Source organism: Paenibacillus peoriae KCTC 3763, from assembly GCF_000236805.1.
In the GTDB taxonomy this organism is placed as follows: Bacteria; Bacillota; Bacilli; order Paenibacillales; family Paenibacillaceae; genus Paenibacillus; species Paenibacillus peoriae.
Genome location: NZ_AGFX01000038.1, coordinates 22,349 through 41,051 on the forward strand (window position 1 = coordinate 22,349; position 18,703 = coordinate 41,051).

General features: G+C 43.1%; 17 protein-coding genes. 6 read left to right on the forward strand and 11 right to left on the reverse strand.

The window, feature by feature from the left end:
* The first annotated feature begins 57 nt into the window (after positions 1–57).
* From KQI_RS0119245 to KQI_RS0119265, 5 genes are all read left to right on the forward strand, one after another.
* A complete protein-coding gene (locus tag KQI_RS0119245) occupies positions 58–2,379 on the forward strand; it encodes a glycosyltransferase family 39 protein (protein ID WP_010348513.1) in 2,322 nt (773 codons plus the stop codon).
* A gap of 18 nt (positions 2,380–2,397) precedes the next feature.
* Positions 2,398–3,489: a glycosyltransferase family 2 protein gene (locus KQI_RS0119250; protein ID WP_010348514.1), complete on the forward strand. Its 1,092-nt coding sequence runs from the start codon at positions 2,398–2,400 to the stop codon at positions 3,487–3,489.
* A 3-nt stretch (positions 3,490–3,492) separates the two neighbouring features.
* Positions 3,493–3,915, forward strand: a complete 423-nt coding sequence (locus KQI_RS0119255) for a GtrA family protein (RefSeq protein ID WP_010348515.1) — start codon at positions 3,493–3,495, stop codon at positions 3,913–3,915.
* A complete protein-coding gene (gene galU / locus KQI_RS0119260) occupies positions 3,912–4,784 on the forward strand; it encodes a UTP--glucose-1-phosphate uridylyltransferase GalU (RefSeq protein ID WP_010348516.1) in 873 nt (290 codons plus the stop codon). The genes KQI_RS0119255 and galU overlap by 4 nt, the downstream gene beginning before the upstream one ends.
* A 146-nt stretch (positions 4,785–4,930) precedes the next feature.
* Positions 4,931–5,758 (forward strand): class I SAM-dependent methyltransferase, encoded by an 828-nt coding sequence (locus tag KQI_RS0119265; protein WP_010348518.1) that lies wholly within the window; start codon positions 4,931–4,933, stop codon positions 5,756–5,758.
* A 144-nt stretch (positions 5,759–5,902) separates the two neighbouring features.
* Here KQI_RS0119265 and KQI_RS0119270 read toward each other — a convergent pair whose 3' ends face one another.
* The 11 genes from KQI_RS0119270 to KQI_RS0119315 all read right to left on the reverse strand — a co-directional run bounded on the left by KQI_RS0119270 (position 5,903) and on the right by KQI_RS0119315 (position 18,046).
* On the reverse strand, positions 5,903–6,649 hold the full coding sequence (locus KQI_RS0119270) for a glycerophosphodiester phosphodiesterase (RefSeq protein WP_029390248.1): 747 nt from the start codon (positions 6,647–6,649) through the stop codon (positions 5,903–5,905).
* A gap of 269 nt (positions 6,650–6,918) precedes the next feature.
* The gene (arfA, locus tag KQI_RS0119275; RefSeq protein WP_010348520.1) at positions 6,919–8,433 is read right to left on the reverse strand and encodes an arabinosylfuranosidase ArfA; all 1,515 of its coding nucleotides are present in this window, start codon (positions 8,431–8,433) and stop codon (positions 6,919–6,921) included.
* A gap of 358 nt (positions 8,434–8,791) precedes the next feature.
* A complete protein-coding gene (locus KQI_RS0119280; protein WP_010348521.1) occupies positions 8,792–9,574 on the reverse strand; it encodes a hypothetical protein in 783 nt (260 codons plus the stop codon).
* A gap of 198 nt (positions 9,575–9,772) precedes the next feature.
* A complete protein-coding gene (locus KQI_RS0119285) occupies positions 9,773–10,462 on the reverse strand; it encodes a DUF6033 family protein (protein ID WP_010348522.1) in 690 nt (229 codons plus the stop codon).
* Positions 10,463–10,582: 120 nt separating this feature from the next.
* The gene (locus KQI_RS0119290) at positions 10,583–12,139 is read right to left on the reverse strand and encodes a S8 family serine peptidase (RefSeq protein WP_029390249.1); all 1,557 of its coding nucleotides are present in this window, start codon (positions 12,137–12,139) and stop codon (positions 10,583–10,585) included.
* Positions 12,140–12,181: 42 nt separating this feature from the next.
* Positions 12,182–12,454 carry a peptide maturation system acyl carrier-related protein gene (locus KQI_RS27145; protein WP_010348524.1) on the reverse strand — a complete coding sequence of 91 codons (273 nt, stop codon included), beginning with the start codon at positions 12,452–12,454 and terminating at the stop codon, positions 12,182–12,184.
* An 18-nt stretch (positions 12,455–12,472) separates the two neighbouring features.
* The gene (locus KQI_RS0119300) at positions 12,473–13,597 is read right to left on the reverse strand and encodes a TIGR04066 family peptide maturation system protein (protein ID WP_010348525.1); all 1,125 of its coding nucleotides are present in this window, start codon (positions 13,595–13,597) and stop codon (positions 12,473–12,475) included.
* On the reverse strand, positions 13,566–15,023 hold the full coding sequence (gene ccpM, locus KQI_RS0119305) for a Cys-rich peptide radical SAM maturase CcpM (RefSeq protein ID WP_010348526.1): 1,458 nt from the start codon (positions 15,021–15,023) through the stop codon (positions 13,566–13,568). Before ccpM ends, KQI_RS0119300 begins: the two co-directional genes overlap by 32 nt.
* A gap of 88 nt (positions 15,024–15,111) precedes the next feature.
* On the reverse strand, positions 15,112–15,291 hold the full coding sequence (locus tag KQI_RS29845) for a CLI_3235 family bacteriocin precursor (RefSeq protein ID WP_080572167.1): 180 nt from the start codon (positions 15,289–15,291) through the stop codon (positions 15,112–15,114).
* Positions 15,292–15,408: 117 nt separating this feature from the next.
* On the reverse strand, positions 15,409–17,136 hold the full coding sequence (locus KQI_RS0119310) for an ABC transporter ATP-binding protein (RefSeq protein ID WP_010348527.1): 1,728 nt from the start codon (positions 17,134–17,136) through the stop codon (positions 15,409–15,411).
* Between the two features lie 319 nt (positions 17,137–17,455).
* A complete protein-coding gene (locus KQI_RS0119315) occupies positions 17,456–18,046 on the reverse strand; it encodes an RNA polymerase sigma factor (protein ID WP_010348529.1) in 591 nt (196 codons plus the stop codon).
* A 99-nt stretch (positions 18,047–18,145) separates the two neighbouring features.
* On the opposite strand from KQI_RS0119315, the gene KQI_RS28085 reads away from it, so the two are divergent.
* A complete protein-coding gene (locus KQI_RS28085) occupies positions 18,146–18,343 on the forward strand; it encodes a hypothetical protein (protein ID WP_010348530.1) in 198 nt (65 codons plus the stop codon).
* Positions 18,344–18,703: the final 360 nt, after the last annotated feature.

Genomic DNA, 18,703 nt, shown 5'->3' on the forward strand with positions numbered 1-18,703 from the left:
ATAGCGGCTAGAACAACGGAATAAACACAAAGAATTTTCACAGGGAGTGGAATGTACATGATTAAGCAATGGTTTAAAAGCAGGGCGGATATCCCTCTGATCATCATCATGTTGATATCTGCATTTTTGAACGGATACAACATCTGGCAAGACAAATACGTTAACACCTACTACACGACGGCCGTAGCGAGCATGCTGGAGAACTTTCACAACTTCTTCTTCGCCTCACTCGATTCCGCCGGATCAGTAACGGTAGACAAACCGCCTGTCGTGTTCTGGATCCAGACCGCGAGCGCCTACATATTCGGGCTTCACGGCTGGAGCGTTATTTTGCCGCAAGCGCTGGCTCAGGTCGGGTCGGTATTGCTCGTTTACCTGCTCGTGAAACCGAGTTTCGGTACGATGGCTGCTCGATTGGCCGCCTTCGCCATGGCAACTACACCGATAGCAGTAGCGGTCAGCCGCACAAATAACATCGACGCGATGCTGGTATTCACCTTGCTGCTTGCCACATGGCGTTTGTTCAGAGGCATTAAAAATAGTAAAACCGGGCTGATTCTCGCAGCTTTCGCAGTCGTAGGCATTGCCTTTAATGAAAAAATGCTACAAGCCTATATGATCGTTCCCGCTTTGGGACTGTTTTATCTGCTGGCCTCCAAGTTTAACTGGAAGCGAAAAGCGGTAACCCTGGCAGGATCGGCCGTTGTTCTCCTAATTGTGTCACTCTCTTGGGCAGTCGTGGTGGACTCCATTCCGGCAGACCAACGCCCTTATATGGGAAGCAGCGGTACAAACTCTGTACTGAATTTGGCCTTTGGCTATAACGGCCTGTCCCGTCTGACAGGAGATCAAGGAACAGGCGGTGGACGTGGTGGCCAGCGCTCGGAGTGGAGGCAAAACGCCACAACGAATAGTAGCAATACAAATTCGGAGCAGACTCAGACAGCTACATCATCGGACGATACTACAGCAGCTGGCGACGCTGCTACTAACAACATGGCAGCAGGCGGATTCGGTGCAGGTGGCCAAATGCCGCCGGGAGGATTTGGCGACAATGGTCAAGGCGGTCCGGGCAATGGGCAAGGTGGTCCGGGCAATGGGCAAGGTGGTCCGGGTGGTCCGGGTGGTGGACCAGGCGGGAATTCCGGTGGTGGTATGTTCGGCACTGGTGAAAAGGGACCTTTGCGGTTGTTCCAATCTGCCTTGTCAGGTCAGGCAAGCTGGCTGCTTCCATTCGCATTGATTGCTTCGGTCGGTCTGCTTGCAAGCATTCGCCGTCGCAATATAACCCAAAAGCACAGAGAGGTTATCTTCTGGCTGGCCTGGCTGCTTCCCGTCGCTGCATTTTTCAGCGTAGCCGGATTCTTCCATCATTATTACCTGATTATGCTTGCTCCGCCGATTTCAGCGCTCTTCGGGGCTGGATTCGTGGAATTGTGGCAGCAATATCGGGAGCGTTCTGGCTGGCTCTCCTGGCTGTTACCCGCAGCGGTATTGGCAACCTCGGTATTTAGCTGGTTTGTTTTGCAAAATTACAACGATACCATTGGCAGCGGCTGGTCCATCGCGGTACTAATCTTGGGGATCGTTGGCACAGCATTACTGGTAATAGCACGACTGAAATCAGAGAAGCTGACAAAATTCGCCGTCATTGCAAGTGTACTCACAATGTTCATCGGCCCTGTGTACTGGGCATTGACACCGATCACCTACGGGGGGAACAGCATGATTCCACAAGCAGGACCGTCTCAATTTGGCGGCGGTGGAGGTGGCGGAATGCCAGGAGGCAATTTTGGCAATCGAGGCCAGAGCGCCGATAAACAACAAGCTGAAGGAACTCAAACAAGCACAGACAGAGACACAGAACAGAGATCTTCTGCCCGCTCCAGAGGAATGGGTGGACCGAACGAAGGTCAAAGCCTAGATCAAAAAACGTTGAGTTATTTGCAACAGCATAACACAGGTGAAACCTACCTTTTCGCAGCAAGCAATTATTCAACAGCCGCTCCTTACATGATTGAAGCCGGACAAAAAGTGATTATTATGAACGGCTTTGTATCCTCCGATCCGGTGTATACCGTCGACAAGATCAAGGCGCTGGTCGAAAGTGGTCAGGTGAAATACTTCATGATCAATGGTGGAGGCGGCGGTGGACCAGACAGCGGTAACTCCGAAGTCACCACATGGATCAAAGAGCATGGCAAAGTAATCCCTACAGATGAGTGGAAAACAACAACTGGCGAAGCGAGTACAGATGTTCAAGCATCCGACAGCGGAAGCGACAAAACGAACAGTAATTCAAATGCTCAGGATGGCCAAGGCGGACCTGGCGGAGACGAGCGTGGCGGAAGCGGTACTTTATACGAAATCACATTATAAATTAGGGAGGAATTACTCATGAGTGAACAAATTCGTTATTCCATAGTTATACCGATGTACAACGAGGAAGCCGTCATTACAGAAACCTATCGGCGGCTAAAACAGGTCATGGGCTCGATGGGCGAGCCCTACGAGCTGATCTTCGTAAATGATGGGAGTTCGGACCGCAGCGTCCAGCTCATCAAGAAATTCAGTCTCAGAGATGACACCATTGTATTGATTGATTTTTCACGCAATTTCGGTCATCAGCTGGCCATCACCGCCGGGATGGATTATGCGGTGGGAGAGGCGGTCGTCGTCATTGACGCCGATCTCCAGGACCCGCCCGAGCTAATTGTTGAAATGGCCAGCAAATGGAAGGAAGGCTATGAGGTGGTCTACGCCAAACGGCTGAAACGCAATGGTGAAACTCGCTTCAAGAGATGGTCGGCCAGCCTCTTCTATCGTGTGCTCAAAGCCTCCACGGACATCAATATCCCGGTAGACACCGGGGACTTCCGCCTGATGGACCGCAAGGTTATAGATGAGTTAAAGCGGCTGCCGGAAAATAACCGATTTGTCCGTGGACTGGTCAGTTGGATCGGCTTCAAGCAAACTGCTGTTGAATATGAGCGCGATGAGCGGCTCGCAGGCGAAACCAAGTATCCGCTGAAACGCATGATCAAGCTCAGCCTGGACGGGATCACATCCTTTTCGATCAAACCGCTCAAGCTGGCAGGCTACATTGGAGCACTGCTGTCGATGTCCGGCTTCCTGTATCTGATGTACGTGCTATTCCTCAACTTCTTCACCGATTCCTACGTGATGAAGGGCTGGTCGTCCATGATTAGCATCAGCCTGATCTTTGACGGTGTAATCCTGATCATTCTCGGTATTATGGGCGAATATGTAGGACGGATTTATGATGAGACCAAAGCCCGTCCGCTCTACATTGTACGTGAGCATCTGGGCGGACAATACGAAAATGGACCGACACATGCCAAGAAAGTTCCTGAACAACGTGACTCTCTGTATATGCAAGGAGCCCGGGACAGTCTGATTTCTGCCGGACGTACAGTACGCGGCAACAGCGCGGTATATCCCGGCCCTAAATCCGGTCATGGAGCATAACCCATGAAAAGTCGCATTGCCCCGCTGCTTCCTATAATCCGTTTTGGCATGGTAGGACTGGTCAATACGGGCGTAGATTATATCATTTTTATGCTACTGGCCTGGGCCGGAGTTCCGGTCCTGGTGGCGCAGATCATTTCGTATAGCTGCGGCACAGCCAACAGTTATATTTTAAACAGCAAATGGACATTCAACAAACAACGATCAAACGATACTAACAAAAGCCAATTACCCAAATTTATCATCATCAACCTGATCGTATTGGGTCTAACCGCCTTATTATTACAACTGCTTCACACCGGAACCGAGCTGCCTCTTGCCTTATGCAAGCTGATTGCCACCGCAGCCGGAATGATCATTAATTATATCGGGAGCCGATACTGGGTATTTGGTTCCCCATCCCGAAAGGAAAGTGAATCTCTATGAGAAAAATTACAAAAGCCGTTATTCCAGCCGCCGGACTAGGAACCCGTTTTCTGCCTGCCACAAAAGCTTTACCCAAAGAGATGCTTCCAATAGTCGACAAGCCGGCTATTCAATATATCGTAGAAGAAGCCATCAAGTCCGGGATTGAAAGCATCATCATCGTCACGGGTCGCAATAAGAAAGCCATCGAGGATCATTTTGACAAATCTGTGGAATTGGAGCAAGTGCTGGAGAGCAAGGGTAAGTACGACCTTCTGCGCGAGGTTCAAAGCATCGGGGGCAAGGCAGTCATTCACTATATCCGTCAAAAAGAGCCCCTCGGCTTGGGACATGCAGTACGCTGTGCCCGCCAGTTTATTGGCAATGAGCCCTTCGCCGTATTGCTGGGCGATGATATTATGAATTCCTCTACCCCGGCCATTCGTCAAATGATGGATGTTTACGAGGAGACAGGCAAGCAAGTGGTCGGCGTGCGTACGGTAGATGAACAGGATGTGAGTAAATACGGTATTATTGACCCCACCCGCCAGAATGGCCTGATTCACGAGGTCGGCGGACTTGTTGAAAAGCCATCCCCAACAAATGCTCCTTCGCGGCAGGCCGTCATTGGACGGTATGTATTGGAGCCTTCCATTTTCTCCATATTGGAAAACATGTCCACTGGTGCGGGTGGTGAATACCAACTGACAGATGCGCTCCATCAGGTAGCATTACAGAACCAACTGCTTGCCCTAGAACTGGAAGGCACGCGTTATGATATTGGTGATAAGGCTGGATATCTGGAAGCCGTGCTCCACATGGGCATGCAGCGCGAAGATTTGCGCCCTATGCTGGACTCCATGATCCGCGAAGCGCTGGCTTCGCGATAAAATAGGGAAATCTCCTCCGAAATCCGATGGTTGCTGTGCAATCACAACAGTAGATGAATAAGCATATAAAACTGTACAATGTAAGAGTACAGCAGCATCGGAATCTGCTCGGCCACCCGGTCGAGGCCAAGGAGGAAAAAGCTCTTATGATACCTAAAGGAAATCTGCAAAGTAACGTGGACCGTTTCAGTGGTTTTGCCGACAACTACGATCAGCATCGCCCGGAAGCACCGCCAATCGTCGTGGAAATCATTAGCCGCTATCTGGGGCGAAACGTAGAGCTTGTTGCCGATATTGGCTGTGGTACAGGGCTTTCGACTTTCATCTGGAAAGACGCAGCTCGGCAGATCGTCGGCATTGAGCCTAACCCGGACATGAGAGAGAAAGCTGGGCGCAAGCTGAAAACAGCAGGAACGACAATGGCAGGAGCCATCTCCTTCCAAAGCGGGTTCTCCAACAGCCTGCCTTTTGAGGATGGAACTGTAGACGTCATCACCTGCTCCCAGTCCTTTCACTGGATGGACCCTGAGAGCACGCTCCAGGAAGCGGGCAGAGTCTTGGCTCAGGGTGGCGTGTTCGCAGCTTATGACTGTGACTGGCCTCCGGTGCTGCAATGGCAGATAGAGCAGACGTATACAGAGCTTATTACCAAAGCGGATACCATTTTGGAGCAGGTAACCCCTGTAGAACAACAAGCCCATAAATGGAGCAAAGATCAGCATTTGGCTAATCTGCAGCGCAGTGGGCAATTTCGCTACACCCGGGAAATTGTCTTCCACAACTGTGAGCAGTGTGACGCAGCTCGCTATACAGGGCTTGCTCTGAGTCAAGGTGGCATTCAGAGTGTCTTCAAGCTTGGCAACCGGACACTGGATGATGATTTGGCACGCTTTGTGAAACAGGTAGAGGATCATTTTCAGGGCAAAACACTGGATATCCTGTTCAGCTACCGTATGCGGCTTGGCATCAAGTAGGAAAGGAAGCAGGCCTATCTTAACTTTCCGTTCGCGACGTTGCGTTCTTTAGCACAAGTTCAAAAAAAGACTCTCTTTCGCCTCATAAACATGAGTGCGTGCAGGAGAGTCTTTTCACTTCAGTTCAGTTTGCTCACGATCAGATCAGGATGAACGAGCAGATAAAATGTGCGACAACCGATCAGGATAGTCCGTGATAATGCCGCTCACCCCGGCCTCCAGCAGACGCTTCATTTCCTCCGGCTCATTCACTGTCCACGGATGGTAGACTACACCTATTGCCAAAGCCTCAGCTACGGCCTCTGGTGTAACAGCATGCTTGTGGGCATGAAGTGCTGTGACTCCGAATTGGGCTGCATACTCCGATGGACGAACCATAATCTCGATATACAGCGCACCCGTCCTAATCTCAGGAGCGAGCTGCGCACAGAGCGCCAGCGATTCGTGATTGAAGCTGGATAGGATCACCCGCTCCTCCAGCCCGAAACGCTTCACGGCAGCAATGACTTCTTCTTCCATACCGGGATAGCGATAAATGCTATTTTTCAATTCAAGATTAATCACTGTATCAGAGGACTGCGCCAGTTCCAACAGCTCATCCAGCAGTGGCACCCGCTCGCCTCGGAATTTCTCGTCAAACCAGCCGCCAGCATCCAGCGCATTCAGTTCTTGCAGCGTAATATCCCTTACATCCAGCGGTGAACCTGTTGTACGCTTCAACGATTCATCGTGAATCAGCACCAAATGCCCATCTTGGGTACGCTGCACATCTGTTTCCATGCCTGTTGCTCCCAATTCCAGCGCGTGTCGGAACGCCGCCATCGTATTTTCAGGACATACCCCAGAAGCTCCGCGATGTGCAAAATTAATCACCTTTTCGGTCATAGTCACAGCCTGATCCCTCCTGTCAATTCACAAGAACATGATACGCGCTCATTGTTTGGGCTGTATAAACTGAGGTTACGAATAAAACCCATTCCCATTCCGCCGATCAAACGCTGCTGCCGCCGACTCTGCCAAGGGTCTGAACTTCATAGGACTCATTTTATACAAAAAGCCCGCACTGCTACTCCTGTACGCCATTACAAGAGAGAATGCGAGCTTATTTAGCTACAAATGAGACCTACCTTTGAGACTTACCTACCCTTTATAGAAGAGAATTAATGAGATCTAGCGAGACGAATAACATTCCACGATGCTTTACCCAAGTGAGATTTTACAATTCCATCCTTCAGCTTGGCATTGCCGCCATTGTGAGGCGTAACCTTTTCCCCTGCAGGGCTGTTGGTCGCTTTGAGATCGTCATGCTCCAGCACGGTATGCTCCACAATGCGGTAGCCTTCGAAGCTGCGTACATCTACCGTCAGCTCCAGCGACTCGGACAAGTGACGGTTAACCGCAAAAATGGTCAGAGCGTCTCCCTCTTCATCATATACCACAGCGCTGTCCAGATAAGGGATGTCTGTGAAATCCTTGGAATCGTATTTTTCCGAGTCCACTACAGGCATCAACGATATTCCACGACCATAACGGGACGCATGCAGGTACGGATAGAAAATCGTTTGTTTCCACGCTTTTCCGTTATTCTCGGTCATGATCGGCGCAATTACGTTGACCAGTTGGGCGAGACAAGCCATCTTCACACGATCCGCGTGACGCAGGAACGTAATCAGCATGCTGCCCACCAATAGTGCATCCTCGAAGTTGTAGATATCTTCAAGCTGCGGCGGTGCCACGGTCCATGGATCGATTTTTTTGTCCGCGTCGTTGGAATGGTACCACACATTCCATTCGTCAAAGCTGAGCATCATTTTTTTCTTGCTGCGTTTTTTCGCTTTGATATAATCGCAGGTCGAAATGACCGTTTGAATAAAATGGTCCATATCCATGGAACGTGCCAGATAATTGGCCGTATCATTGTCATGGTTGCCATAATATTGGTGCAGGGAAATATAGTCGGCCACTTCATAGGTATGATCCAGCGTTGTCGCTTCCCATTCCGGGAACGTCGGCATCGTCGAACTGGAGCTACCGCAGGATACCAGCTCAATGTCAGGATCAATCAGCTTCATGGCTTTGGCAGACTCTACAGCCAGACGGCCATACTCTTCCGCTGTCTTATGTCCGATCTGCCAAGGACCGTCCATTTCGTTGCCAAGACACCACGTTTTGATCTTGTGCGGTTGCTCTATCCCGTGACTGCGACGCAGATCACTCCAATAGGAGCCACCTGGATGGTTGCAATATTCAACTAGATTACGCGCCGCATCAATTCCACGCGTACCCAGATTTATCGCCATCATCACTTCGGAACCAACATCCTTGGCCCATTTGAAAAATTCATTCGTACCTACTTCATTGGGCTCGACCGTTCTCCACGCCAGCTCCAACTGTCTAGGTCTGGACGCGACAGGACCGACACCATCCTCCCAATTGTAACCGGATACAAAATTACCTCCCGGATAGCGAATAATTGGAACATCAAGCTGTCTTACCAATTCTTTCACATCATTACGGAAACCTCCTTCATCACTGGATGAATGAGAGGGCTCATAAATACCGCCATATACCGCACGTCCGAGATGCTCTACAAAAGAACCATAAATGCGTTTATCGACTTCAGCAATACGAAAAGATTTGTCTACAATCATTTTTGCTTTTACAGCTGCTGCCATCTAAACCATCCTCTCTGAATGCGAAAATAAAATCCGTTGTACCTCCAAGACTAACAAGCCGTTTTATTTACGATGTTAATATAACACACCATAATTATTATGGTCAATATTATTATTAAATACATAATATTTTTATTAAGTATAATGATAAACGATAAGAAATTGGTTACGCATTTCTGGATACTTCGTTTTATAAACAAACCTATTGGGCAAATAACTACTTTACTAAGTAGTAATAAATAGTCTTCCTGTTCGTTTCCATTAGAGTAAGCGGAGGGTGCTTCTACGAACAATAGCGTCCATCTGGAGCACCTCTCCTGCACAGCAGATTCAGCGTACCATGCATATGATGGTCGGATCAGACTGCAATATTTACTCTCATGCCTGCAGTCTTCGCTCCGTCTTTGGCCGATTCCAGATAGGCATTGAGCTCTTGTTCAGTCCACTCCCTGCCAGCGTCTGCACTTACTTCCTTTTTATCCTTTGGTTCTTCCCGATCTGTAATCACCGGTTCGTTATTCACTGCTTCGCTGATGCGCTCATTGATATTCGCGGCGATTTCCACGATCTTTCCATTAAGTCCTTCTGCCTTCTCACGCAAAGCCGCTGATTTTGCAGGGTTAGCGTTTTCCCAACCCTTAGCCTCGCTTCCCAAAGTGCTTTGTGCCATTTTGGCTATTTTGGCATTCTTCAACTCATTGTTTGCAGATACAATACTATGCATTGTATAGGTGATTAGACTTTGCTTCTGCTCCTCTGCAGTCTTGGGCGTATATTCTTCCCTTTTACCTTTCTGAGCTTCTTTTTTACTTTCCTCATCCATGCCTAAAGCCTTTTTTTGCTCTTCTAGTGACTGCTTTTGAATGTTCTCGTCAATTTGCTGAATCTGCTTATCTATTTCTTCCATTTCAGCTTTTACAGCTTCTGGACCGAGACCACGCTTGAGAGCATTACTTAAATAGTCAGAACGCCTCTTCATCAAATTTTGCTTTTGCTCTGTCAATTGTTGAATAACCTTGTTTTGTGGCTTGCCTATACTCTTCCTTTCAGCCTGAGCGGAAATGGAATGCCGTAGTCCAAGTCGGTTGTTATCTGTGGTGCGGAACGGCGATTGGTGAGATGATGTAAATGATACATTCATCCTAAAACCTCCTAATATATATTATTCCAGGATTTGGATAGCAAAATTCCTAAGCGACTCAAAAGCTTCACGATAGCTTCAATCATTCGCACTATGTCCTTATTGAAAACAAAGCCAAATCCATTCACAAACGAACGGATTTGGCTTTGAAAAAACAAGCATTTTCTGAAAAAGAACGAACTCGGACCAGTGCTTCCCTTAATAAAATCTGTTCAGCTTATTCGTCTTTAAAAGCAAATTCTGTTGTATCCAATCCTGAGTTGACATAACTCCCTTGGAATCAGAACTCAAAGCACTGAGCGTTTGAGCAGGCAATAAGTCTGTTAAATGAAGTGGACGCACAAATGTATATTCCTCGGCATCCTCAGATGCTTTACGTTCTTGTTCCGCTCTTTCTTTTTGCTTTGCTGCCTCGATTTTTTTACCCTTCTCTACTTCCTCTGGAGAGGTTACGCTAGCCGACCATACAGTATAGGTGCCGTCCTCATGAATAATTAAACTGCGACCAACTACATTTACACCATACATTTGCTCCATTTGCATGAACGCTGATTGATCCTCATTGGCATAATAATTAATATACCCGTACACTTTCTCTCTCAGGGCAGTATCCGTCTTCATTTTTTCCAGGATACCAGGTGCGATGACCACATCCTGTAAGCTTCCGCTTCTTCCGCGTCTGACGATCTCTTTCTCATTCTTTGGTATGTTCTCAATCCCAACCGTAAGGCCATATTTTTCTGAAATGGCTTGTGCCTCTTTTTCAGTGGCAGAAGTCAAAACTTTGTCAAAACCAACAGAAGAAGCACCAGACGTTATCTTATTTTTTTGTTGTTCTGAACGTGTTGTTAAAGAAACATTACTCATAGTAGGTAACGTAATATTCACTCAGCATACCTCCGACATTTTATTTACTATAATTATCGGTAATACTGTCAAGTTTATGAATATATTTTTATGAATTATCCATTTATGCACAAAATTTGTTTTTGCCGTGTATTGAACAGTTCAATTTAATTGCTCTTTTAAATATTTAAACAAGAAACCAGCTACTATCTCTACAAAGTTTTCTGTTTTCACTGTTGTAGTCAATATTTCTTTTACTTCATCTGTATGGTCGATGATCCTCACAAGTTCATTTTCTACATATAAATAAACCTCAATGTCAGCCTCCAGAAAACATAAAAATTTCCCAATTTCCGGGCGGCTATCGACCTCAAATGTGGTAACACATAAATCCGAACTAGTTCTTCTTAAATAAGAAGATAGATACCCTGCAGTATCTTCCGCATAGTGCATCATGCTCCATTTGGGTAAATACTCAATGTCATACAGGTTTGCAGCAGGTTCGCACGAAACGGCAAAACATTCGTAATTCTCCCCTAAAAAATATTCTTTTAATCGATTCAATAAGTTAAAAGATTCAATTTGTCCAGAAGTAAAAATGGCAATTAGAGGAATAGCTAATGAAGCAGTTGCATAGGAGTTATAGTGAATAATATTTCTTTTATAACTCCAATGCCATAATTTTATATTAATAGATTGAACGGGGGAAGGAATGTCAAAGAAGGACTCTCCAACATATACAATGTTCATTTGATATTCCGAAGCAATTCGATAGATACAGTCGAACATCTTCTCATTCATTAGAGCATCATCAATTATTATGGTGTTAAATTTATGTTTATCTAATGAAGTCAATTGTTCTCTAACATAAGCAGCTATAGCTTTAGGCTCATACACGAAGATAGCTTTAAAATGAGGAAAATACAAACCATTATAGTCTAACAAAGCATTCGGCTTCAGAAAAATAAATGCACCCGTAATCCAATCAGGAGATTCTGATACTGGTAATACATATCCGGTTAGATTATAATTTTTGGCGTTCTGAAGTAATTGAATCTTTACATCATCAATATAACTTGAAGAGGCATCATATAGAATTTTAGAAATATAAGCAGTTATAAACGGAGCAGCATAACTGTTGCTATTTGAACAGATCATTGATCCGAAAAACGGTAGACTTAATTCGTGCATTGCAGATGCAGTAACATCAATTCCCTCATCAGAGTAATAATTAAACACATAATCATTTTGTGATAATTGTTGACTGGTATGACACTTTACACCCACTACATTGGATAGGGATGCCGGGTAAGTAATATAACCATCATTGTGACATGCACATACAATGATTAAGCCAGCTTCAACGAGTCGGTTTATTGTTTCACGCATCTGCTTTTTTTCATTTAGATAAGTGCTTCCCAAACTTACATTGACGACATCTATATTATGATCCGCACACCAATGAAGTGCGGCATAGAACTGAACTGGCTCTCCTTTTAGATGATGATTCAATATTTTGATACTACTAATTTTCACGTGAGGATTATATTTGAGAACAATAGCCGCGCATAACGTTCCGTGAGAGAGCCCCATTTTGTCATTTGCTCGAACTGTTGTTCCCAAATTTCTATCAATTTCAATATTATAATCAAGGTGAATTCCCAGTTCATCAGCTGAAACACCGTCATCAATAATCGCTATGTGAACTTCCCGAGGCATTTGCAGCATCCTCTCGTATCTAATCAACAACATGTATTGAACCTACTGGAACAAGAGATTAACCTGTTTTGTGATTACTCCCTCAATTCCTTTTAAAGATCGAAAATGCCCCTGTACGACATCTTCCTCAGGTATCAAGATATTAAATTTCCGTTCAATCTCGGTAAATAAATAGAGCAAATCGCGGGGAGCGAGACCAACCCGTTCCCCCATCAAATCCTCATCCCAGTAGCTGGAAACCAACTTCGTTTCATCTACTTTGAAAAGCTCGAAGAACAATGTGTTGAGAGTAGCGGCAACATCTAGTTTAGTCATGATAAAGCCCCCCCTTAATCATATTGTTATTGTTTGTGCATTCCGTATAAGTTTATTCTCCAGATATTCAAACATCTTCATACCATCATCCGTATTCAAGCTGTCAAAAACGGGGATGCAACAATCTCCCAAATCTCTTACTTTTGAGTCTACTAGTTCTGTTTTTAACGTGACAAAACTATTCTTTTGTTCTCTTTTGCTGGAATTGAGATCAAGCTTATGGTTAGAGAAATTAAAACAATCCACTTCAAAGCCCAGCTTATATTTCACAGATGTATATATGTTCTCCAAATACAGTTCATTAATATCTTCATATAACAGACTTAAAATAGCCGCATCCGGCGTCACAGCATTGGCAATCTCGAACGCCAGTACACCAAACTTATTGGTCAACTCGTTATTGTAGGGCATAATCCCTCCTGGTATACCGAGAAGAATTAAATCCGGTTTCTCAGTCATCTCAATTCCTTTGCATAGACGATTAAAAAGCAAAACTTTTTGCCACTCCGGGAAGGAATCAAACATGATTCGGGGAAAAGAGTGAAAACCAAAAAGCTCGCAGCCTGTTCTTGTCCCAATCTGTGAAATTTTATATCCTCTTTGCATAAAATGATTTCTTAGACAAAGCTGGATATCGAATTTATTCGTATGCTCGTATACCCCTGCCACCATCAACACCGGGGTCTGAATGGTCGTCAGTCGTTCATCCTCAGTATCAATTAACTCTGATAAATGTTCTTGCTTATGTTTAATAATATCGACTACATTGATAAGTGAACTCCCCTGTGCCAAACACATGTCCTGAAGCTTACAGTAAGCTTCAGGATTAAAGGGGTAAAGACTAACAATCGTTTTTTTAGCCTCCAAAACTGGAAGAATTTCTGCCAGAATCAACTCGCTCATATCGAAGCTCACATCAGGATTAGGTATAAGTACTACATCATAATCACAGTACAATGAAGAAAAATTGCTACTTGTCTCTATATTTTGAAACTCTTCACCGTAATTGGACTCCTTATTCAAGACTCCCAATCCTGGCGGAGAAACCACCCCAACCACATCAAATTCAACAAGCATATGACGGTACCTCAATAAAGGCAAGGACTCTCCATTATAAGGAAAAACAACTGTTCTTTTCTTCATTAAGACTCTCCTCCGTCTCTGCTTGATCTTCAAAATCACATCCAAGTTCCCTCAATGTACAGTAAGTCATCAGAATATCAGCGACGTAATTCTTTACATTCTGGCATAATTCCATTCTTAATGGCCCAGACAATTCCCCAATTCCATCCGCCGCTGCAGCACATTGATTGCACATTCGAAAAGCCCAGCAGCTTCTGCATGCTTCTTCCGTCAACTTTCCTAGATTGAGAATTGATCGAACTTTCTCAAAATTAAATCCCTCGTATACATCACCGATTCGCATCACTTGGGAGCTTTCACTTACTCGCTCGCAAGGATATAATTGCCCCTCCACATCAACGAAAAGTCTTTGTGCTCCCGGTACACATGGGCCGGAAGGATGATCTTTCTTGAACTTTGATGTCGGTAGCTTCATTCTCTTATGGACATTCTCTTTAATCTGCGAAAATGTAGGCAGGACCAGTTTGGAAACATGCCGTTCATCTAATTTTCCAAGTTTCCACAAATACATTTTAAATAACTCGTAGTTTACATTCTTCTGATAGTTCTCGCTAAAGGAAACTGAGTCATTACGGTAGATGTCATTAATAATGGCTGATGTAACCAGAAATTCCTTTACCGTATGATATGTTCCAAAAAAATCGCTTACACAAGAATAGTCATTAAGGGGATCAATAACTGTATTGAAATTAATTTTTTCTACATAATCAGGGTGTCTTTCCTTAATCATCTCAATATTATTCATAATATCAGCAAATGTTCCACGCCCACTAACTCCATACCTGCGGTTTTTATCATGCAGCAATTCCGGACCATCCAGACTAATCGTTATATTCACTGAATTTTCGCTTAGAAAATCAATCACTTCTGGAGAAAAAAGAGTGGCATTAGTAGTAATACTAAAAGTTAAATTTTTACCAAATATATTTTTTTTAGCATATTCAATACAGTCACGAATTAGCGGAAATTCCAGTAACGGCTCTCCTCCATAAAAGCCCAAATTAATAGTGGATGAATCCGCTGAATGGAGAATCAAAAAATCAATGGCTTTAAAGGCTACCTCCCGACTCATCCGTTTATTCGTATGCGTTCGATTCGTATAGCTACCTGAGTACACACAATATTTACAACGCAAGTTGCAATTCTGAGTCAATTGCAATGCCATGGTATATAGCTTTCGATCTAAAATAGATTCAAGCAATTCATCCGCTGGATGAACCATAATAAAATCTCGTTCGCCAGTGAGATATCCTCTTTTTCTTAATGCATCTAATTCCGGTGTTGTCTTATTATTGTCCTCCATAAAAGTTTTTACAGATTCATATGTAACAGGATCCACGTTAATCAGTTCATTGGTGTTCGTATCATATATATAGCAAGCCTGCACTGTCCTAAATAAGTAAATTAACGGTGTATCTCCAGACATTATAATCACTCCTCGCTTATTTTTTTAATACAGCCAAGGAATAATAGCTATTCCTTGGCTGTAAGTAAATGGCAAGCAGCAGTTCTAGCTAGAGGGCACTAATGATATAGAACGAATTGTAGGTTTGGAGATATCTTGCATAGTTCAGAGCAGAAGAATTCGTCGAAGAACAAGTGCAGTTATAGCAGCCACATGAAGCACAAGAACATGCTGCATAGGCTTCCAGTGTTTCAGGCATTTCCACTTGTTTTTTTCCAAGTTTTCTCACCTTGATTACCTCCCTTCATTTTATTCAATCTATTGATAATTACCTTTGAAATACAAAGGCAATAGATTGGCGAATTTAATTTGATGCATTTGTTGAAATGACTGCAAAATTTAGGTTCTATTTACTGAACGCCATTGCTACTTGACGGTATTCTTTATGATCCTTCCAAGATTCATTGTTATTTTCATACTGTATTACACTACCGTTGGAAAGCAACAAAATTTTATCAGAACGTTCAAGTAAGTCTAAATGATGCGTAACCATAATGATGGTATTATTTTTCAATCTTGATTCAAGCAGTGCATATAAGCTCGCTTCTGACTCAGCATCCAGATGAGTATCGGCTTCATCCCAAATAAAAATGGCTTTCTCATGAGCCAAAGCTCTGGCTAATGCCAACTTTTGTCTCTGACCACCAGATAATCGAGAGCCATTAGGACCAATTTGGTAATCAAGGGAATGAGAATTAACAAATTCCGTTAAACCACTGTCGTTAACAGACCGACGTAAATCAGCTTCACTCAGGTTAGTATAAAGCTTCACATTTTCCTCAATGCTTCCATCAAAAAGATAGAAATGCTGATCTAAAACAGAGAAGTGGAGACGGTAATCTTGTATATCAAGATTCCTAATATTTGTACCATTTAGAGTGATTTCTCCACCTTTTGTCTCGTAAAAACGTAATAGTAAATTTAGAAGTGTAGATTTGCCAGAGCCATTTGCACCCACTATTGCAACTTTTTCTCCAGTCTTAATTGAGAAGTTAACATCCTCCAAGATTTGATTTCCTGTACCATATGAGAAACTAACATTCTCAAATACAATTTGATCACATGACTCAAAATCCTGAGTTAATAAAAAATCACGAGTGATTGCATTACTTTCCTGTTCAAGCTTTAGAAAACTATAAAACCGCTTTGTTGAGGGTAGGATACCTGAAAAAATGTATTTTAAATTTACAATTGCAGCGATCGGGGTAGTGACATAGCTACTATAGGTGATAAATGCAAAAATCCCCCCTACAGTTAACTGCAAGCTAAAGAACATGCTTCCACCGACAATATAAAGGGCAGTAGTTAAAAACTGCATAATTGTCAGTTCAAAGGTAGTATTGAAAACATCCATCATAGATGATTTCTTTTCGATTTCAACTATATTATCAATTTTTCGCTCAAATTCTTTTTCTTTGTAACTAGCACATCCAAATATACGAGATTCCCTAATGCCTCCAAGCATGTCTCCAAACCAATGTGCATATTCATAACTCCTTTTCAGATAGCTGTTCATAAGTTGCTCTTTCTTTCGAGAAAATTTATAGGTAATTAGAATCTTTAAAGGAATAAAACTAAGAACAATTAATGTCATCTTCCAACTAATAAGTAATAATCCAATCATTCCACCTAAGATACTAAAAATTTGTGTGACGACAAAGAATACATAATCGTCGGTTACTCTAGACATATTTTCAATATCTTGATTCACATTATTTAAAGTAGATGTGTTGTTTACATTTTTAAAATAAGCAATTTTTATACGCTGAATATGTGAATAAGCCTTTTGATACAGATCCTTTTTAATTTTGGCACTAATTCGGGTTCTTACCATTTCTTTGAACAAGTTCATCCCTTTATCAATGCAGAATAAGAACAATATAGCTGAAGAGTATAGAAGAACAGCTTTAAAATTTTGTTTTAATAATCCCTCATCCATAATGCGTTTACTAATAAGCGGCATAAGCAGATTGGCCAGACTCGAAACAATAATAAAGCTGACCAACATAACTACTGCTTTAATGTGCGGTTTGAACAAACGAACTAGCTTTTTCATGGCTTCTTGGTTATCCATGAAAAACTCCCCCCAAATGATCGTTCACTATCATAATAAGAATTTCGAAGATCTGTAACTTATGCTCATTGCGATTAATTTCACTTAAATACAGACTACTTGGTAAGCACTTTCAAAAAACGACAGAGTATCAACTTGCGATATCTTCTCCCCATCGCATAAACCTACCCAGTACTCCCTCCCCCCTTGGGTATGCTAACTTTTCACTCTTATTATAAAAGACAATTCAAATGTTCAATTCGCAACAGTTAGGAAGAAAAAATATCAGTTCAAAACTATATGGATAACAATTTTTTTGAAATTATTAGTTACTTTCCCTTTATTCTCGGAATGAACTATCATGATCTTCGTTCTCCTCACTCTGTAAAAATAATTTCAGTGCTCTACGCCTAGCACGGGTTAAATAGGAACGGATATTTGCCACAGGGACATCTATAACCTTGGATAACTCTGTATCAGTTAATTCTAAAATATATTTATTAATTAACAGTAGTTGATCCCTCTCAGACAACAATCCTATGACATTCCCTAATTGTTCATATTCCTCCTTCAAATTATATTTTTCCTCGATACTCAATTGAGAATCAGCTATATATTCCGCTCCTTCATCAAGCAATCCATAGGTGCATTTATTTTTTTCATTTGAACACTTCTTTGCGTAGTTAAACGAAGTATTACGAATTGTATGTATAATGTATGAGGCTCTTTTACAAGAATTTAATGATTTTAAAATCGGAATTTTTTTAATTAATCGAATAAACGCTTCTTGAATCAAGTCATCCGTAATGGTGTAGTCTTGAGTGATTTCGTAAGCCTTTGTTTTCATAATTGAATAGAACTTTATGTATAATTCTGTGAAAAAATCGATGTCCTCTTGTTTATCCGACTTAGAGATAATAATGAGGAGCACAGGCTTCCCTCCCTACCTATAATAATTTCCTTGATCATTCAATTGGATTTTATTGATATAATTAGGATAACTCTGTATGCATTTGGAGAAGTTTTTGCATTGATAACAAGAGTAAACTATCTACTCGAAGTAAAGATAAGAACCATAGAATTGAGACTGGTAGGTATTCCGGTGAAAGAGGTGTTGAAGCAGTTAAACATCCGGAATAAGACACAATTGAAAACCTGGATGCGATGGTATCACGGCGGTGAAATGCATTGGCTGGAGCAACCTGTGAGCTATGGCAAAAGACCGTAGCACGGATCAGAGCTGGAGAAAGCTTCAGGTGGAAAAACGTCTCCTCAAGCAGCAGATCGACTTGCTAAAAAAGTACAAGGAAATGAAAAGGAGGTGTCACCAGCAATCGTCATCACATAGATGGAATTGAGCCGAGGAGAACTACGGGTTAAGGAGGGATACCGAGAGAGAACGGCGCTGCTTGGAAGGGAACAGACAATTAATCACAAGTGTGTACAGCGGATTATTCAGCGCGAAGGGCTACAGTTCCAAATCAGGGTGAATAAGCGTAAGCCAACCTGATAGCCTGCGCATATCATGGAGCATCAACTAAGGCGTCAATTTGGGGCCAATGCACCCACGCAAATCCGCTGTTCGTAT